Source organism: Devosia sp. (genome assembly GCF_034675085.1).
Taxonomy (GTDB): Bacteria; Pseudomonadota; Alphaproteobacteria; order Rhizobiales; family Devosiaceae; genus Devosia.
The window spans coordinates 1-3,745 of sequence record NZ_JAUCDN010000314.1 but is presented as its reverse complement, the minus strand read 5'-3'; the positions used below and the strand labels follow the sequence as shown (position 1 = coordinate 3,745).

General features: G+C 65.7%; 4 protein-coding genes. 3 read left to right on the top strand and 1 reads right to left on the bottom strand.

The features are described from left to right. The first annotated feature begins 138 nt into the window (after window positions 1–138). From VDP82_RS15435 to VDP82_RS15425, 3 genes are all read left to right on the top strand, one after another. Window positions 139–672, top strand: a complete 534-nt coding sequence (locus VDP82_RS15435) for a DUF1036 domain-containing protein (RefSeq protein ID WP_323015719.1) — start codon at window positions 139–141, stop codon at window positions 670–672. 25 nt (window positions 673–697) lie between these two features. Continuing rightward, on the top strand, window positions 698–2,137 hold the full coding sequence (gene pyk, locus VDP82_RS15430; protein ID WP_323015718.1) for a pyruvate kinase: 1,440 nt from the start codon (window positions 698–700) through the stop codon (window positions 2,135–2,137). Between the two features lie 185 nt (window positions 2,138–2,322). Continuing rightward, entirely contained in the window at window positions 2,323–3,510 is a 1,188-nt protein-coding gene (locus VDP82_RS15425; RefSeq protein ID WP_323015717.1) for a diguanylate cyclase domain-containing protein, read from the top strand. Between the two features lie 73 nt (window positions 3,511–3,583). On the opposite strand, the gene ykgO is transcribed toward VDP82_RS15425, so the two are convergent. Beyond that, window positions 3,584–3,709 carry a type B 50S ribosomal protein L36 gene (ykgO, locus tag VDP82_RS15420; protein ID WP_323015716.1) on the bottom strand — a complete coding sequence of 42 codons (126 nt, stop codon included), beginning with the start codon at window positions 3,707–3,709 and terminating at the stop codon, window positions 3,584–3,586. Between the last annotated feature and the right edge of the window lie 36 nt (window positions 3,710–3,745).

The following is a 3,745-nucleotide window of genomic DNA, read 5'->3' as shown; positions in this document are numbered from 1 at the left end:
AGACATGCGCAAAAACAAAAGGCTAAAGCGCATGGAGCGAATCTGAAAGATCGCGGCGCGCTTTAGCCATTGACCGCAACGCCCCCATGGGCTCAAAGAAGGCTCGTTTTTCCGATGATTGCTGGCGCTTGTCTGCCCATGACCCGTCTCGGCTTCACCCTGATCGGCACAGTGTGCCTGGCCCTGGGCCTTTCCACCCTGCCGGCGCGGGCCGACCTGCGCATCTGCAACGAAACCGGCAATCTGGTTTCGGTGGCCCTGGGCTATCGCGCCGAGCGCGGCTGGATGAGCGAGGGCTGGTGGCAGACCCCGCCCGGCGACTGCCGCGTGCTCTATCAGGGGGACCTGGAAAAGCGCTTTTATTACCTCTACGCCGTGGACGATATTGGTGGAGGCGCCTGGGACGGCTCGGTCTTCATGTGCACTCGTGACGAAACCTTCACAATATTCGGGGTTGAGGATTGCCTTGCCCGGGGCTATGAGCGCACCGGGTTCTTTGAAATCGATACCCAGAGCCGGACCGACTGGACCTTGCAGTTGACCGACAGCGCCGGTGGCCCGGCCGTGGTCGGGCCCGACGGCGAAGATCTCGAAGACCCGGCCTTTCTGGTCGATCCCGACGACATCACCCTCGATGCGCCGCTTGACGATGCGGAAGAGCCCGAGCCCTGAAACGATTGAACCGCATGGACACGCAATGAGACGCATGAGACGCGCCAAGATCCTCGCCACCCTCGGGCCCGCCAGCCACGAGGAAAAGATGATCGAGGAGCTGGCCAAGGCCGGCGCGGACGTGTTCCGCATCAATATGAGCCATGCCAGCCACGATCTGCTCCGCCAGACCGTCGAGCGCATCCGCACTGTTGAAAAGCGCCTCAACCATCCGCTGGGCGTGCTGGTCGACCTTCAGGGCCCCAAGCTGCGCGTGTGGAAATTCGCCGAAGGCGCGGTCAATCTCGTCGCCGGGCAGAAATTCACCCTCGACAGCAACAAGGACGACAACGGCAACGCCGAGCGCGTCTACCTGCCCCATCCCGAAATCATCGAGAATGTTTCGGTGGGCGACCGGCTGCTGCTCGACGATGGCAAGCTTCAGCTCAAGGCCACCAAGGTCGGCGGCGGCGCCATCGAGACCGAGGTGATCTATGGCGGCAAGCTCTCGGACAAGAAGGGCGTTTCCCTGCCCGATACGCTCCTGCCCACCGGCGCCTTGACCGAGAAGGACCATGCCGACCTGCTCGCCGGCCTTGCCGTCGAGGCCGACTGGATCGCCCTGAGCTTCGTGCAGCGTCCCGAGGACATCATCGATGTCCGCAAGATCGTGCAGGGCCGCGCCGGCGTCATGGCCAAGATCGAGAAGCCCCAGGCCATCGAGCGGCTGGAAGAGATCGTCAAGCTGTGCGACGCCATCATGGTGGCGCGCGGCGATCTCGGCGTCGAGCTACCGCTCGAAACCGTTCCGGGCCTGCAAAAGCGCATGATCCGCATGTGTCGCCGCTATGGCAAGCCGGTGGTGGTCGCCACCCAGATGCTGGAATCGATGATTACCTCGCCCGTGCCCACCCGCGCCGAGGTGTCCGACGTCTCCATCGCCGTGTTCGAGGGCGCCGACGCCATCATGCTCTCGGCCGAGAGCGCCTCCGGCCAGTACCCGGTCGAGGCCGTCGCCACCATGAACAAGGTGGCCGTGGCCGTCGAGGGCGACGTCAATTATCGCGGCATCATCCGCGCTGCCCAGACCGAGCCGGAGGCCACCGCCGCCGACGCCATTTCCGCCGCCACCCGCCAGGTGGCCGAAACGCTCGATCTGGCCGCCATCGTCACCTATACCGCCTCGGGCTCCACCGGCATCCGCGCCGCCCGCGAGCGGCCGTCCAAGCCCATCATCGCCCTCTCGCCCAATCTGCGCACCATCCGCCGCCTGTCGGTGGTCTGGGGCATCCATTGCGTGCAGACCGAGGATGCGGTCAATCTGGAAGACATGGTCGATCGCGCCTGCGTCATCGCCTATCAGGAGGGCTTCGCCCGCCCCGGCGACCGCATCGCCATCACCGCCGGCGTCCCCCTGGGCACCCCCGGCGCCACCAACATGCTGCGCATCGCCTTCGTCCGCCAGGACGGCGCCGGTTCGAGCTGAGCGATCTCTTCCCCACCCGCGATGTCATGCCGGCCTTGAGCCGGCATCCATCCCCGCATGGCTCGCCACGCGCCGGTGGAGGGGCCTGATCCGCGGGCCGATGCCACCGCAAGGCTTTGGCCACAAACAAAATTTTGATGCTTCCCCTTTACTGGAAATTAGCGGCTTCTTGGCAATGAGGGGCCATGGATCGATCGCAGCTACTATCCGCGGGTTTACCAGTTATCTCGGCTGCGCTCTCCGTCGCCTTTTTCTGCTCCTGGCTGGCCCAGAAGCGGCAGGGCTATATTCTCGACTGGGCCCTGTCCTATGCCTTCGGGGCGCTGGGCGCCGGCATCGGGCTGGTGCGCATTTCGATTGCTGAAGCCGCCTGGTTCTCCTTTGCCGCCAATGCCCTGCTTGTCGCCATGGCCTATTTTGCCGTTCGCGGCAGCATGCGCCGTCTTGGCCGGGGCGCCGAGCCCGTGCTGCTGCCGATCTATGCCCTCACGCTGCTGGCGGGGTTGTGGTTCGGCTTCGTCCAGCCCTCCATCCTCGCGCGCGGCAGCTTTTCCAGCCTGGGCGCGGCCATCATGTTCGCCTATGGCGCCTATATCATGCTGCGCGCCGACAGCGCCGATACGGTCGACCGCCTCACGGCCATCGCCTTTGGGCTCACCGCCTTCGCCCTGGTCGGCCGTCCGCTGGCAACCTATCTGTTCGAAGGCGCCCTTCAGCACGAGACCGAGGTGACTGGCTCGTGGTGGGGCGTGAGCTTCCGCATCCTGGCCATGCTGAGCTGGGTGTCGATGGCGGTCCTGTTCCTCCAGCGCATCACCAGTGATTTGCTGCACGATCTGCGCATCCAGACCCATACCGACCCCTTGACCGGGGTTCTGAACCGGCGCGGCTTTTTCGCCCGCGCCAGCGCGGCCGCGCCAAGGGGGGCCTTCGCCGTCCTGCTGTGCGACATCGACGAGTTCAAGCGCGTCAATGACGGGTTCGGCCACAAGGCCGGCGACACCGTGGTGCGGAATCTGGCCGCTGTGCTGACTGCCGCCTCCGCCCCCGCGCCCCACTCGGTCGGCCGGCTCGGCGGGGACGAATTCGTCCTGCTGCTGGCCGGCGCCGACCTCATCCGGACCCGCGACATGGCCGAGCGGCTGCGCGCCGCCTTTGCCGCCACCGCCCATCATGGCGTGCCCCCGGCCCATCCGGTGACGGTCAGCATCGGCGGCGCCGTCGCCTTTCCAGGCGAGGCCCTGGACGCGGCCCTTGCCCGTGCCGACGCCGCCCTTTACCGCGCCAAGCAGAATCGCCGGAACTGCGTCGAAATCGACATCCTGCCGCTGGCCACCGGCAGGTCTTCCCTCCACCGCGTTCGCGGCGGCTGATCGCTCCCCGCCCCGGAAACGACAAAGCCCGCCGGAGGCGGGCCTTGAAATCGAAAGCGCGATGAACGCCGTCTCAGCCCTGGCGGGCCTTGTAGCGCTTGTCCACCTTGTTGATGATGTATACCCGGCCGCGACGGCGGACGAGCTTGTTCGCGCGGTGGCGAGTGAGCAGCGCCTTCAGCGAGTTACGGATCTTCATCGGTTTATCCTCAGGTCAAACAACAAGGACGCCCAG